The organism is Pauljensenia sp. UMB6358, from assembly GCF_030216865.1.
In the GTDB taxonomy this organism is placed as follows: domain Bacteria; phylum Actinomycetota; class Actinomycetes; order Actinomycetales; family Actinomycetaceae; genus Pauljensenia; species Pauljensenia turicensis_A.
Genome location: NZ_JASOMS010000055.1, coordinates 1 through 378, shown reverse-complemented (window position 1 = coordinate 378; position 378 = coordinate 1). Strand labels below are relative to the sequence as shown.

The following is a 378-nucleotide window of genomic DNA, read 5'->3' as shown; positions in this document are numbered from 1 at the left end:
CGCTCCTTGCTGTTTCCTTTGCGATGTTCATATGAACATTATATATGCCTATCTAATCATTCTGCAAGTCGGATTTGGTACCAATTTAGACATTGCATATGCGCAAAATGAGCAATATAATGTTTGTATGGATATAAGGAAACGCGGCGACAAGTATGCAGATCTTGTCGGACTCACAACCAAAGGAAAAATCACCCAATACGGATGGACAATCACCGATGTAGCAAAAGCCATAGGGAGTGGGCAGGCAACCGTTTCTCGCTGGCTAAACCCCGGCGACCCTCAGCTACCAGTACGTGCGCTATGTAAAATATGCGAAGCTATCGGAGCCACCCCTCAAGAGGTCGCGCAAGAAGCTTACGAATGGCTAAACCGCGA

General features: G+C 46.6%; 1 protein-coding gene. It reads left to right on the top strand.

All coding sequences use genetic code 11. The features are described 5' to 3' along the window. Positions 1–31: 31 nt before the first annotated feature. Positions 32–378, top strand: a 347-nt coding sequence (locus QP381_RS08605) for a helix-turn-helix domain-containing protein (protein ID WP_285068529.1), incomplete at its 3' end; no start/stop codon positions are given.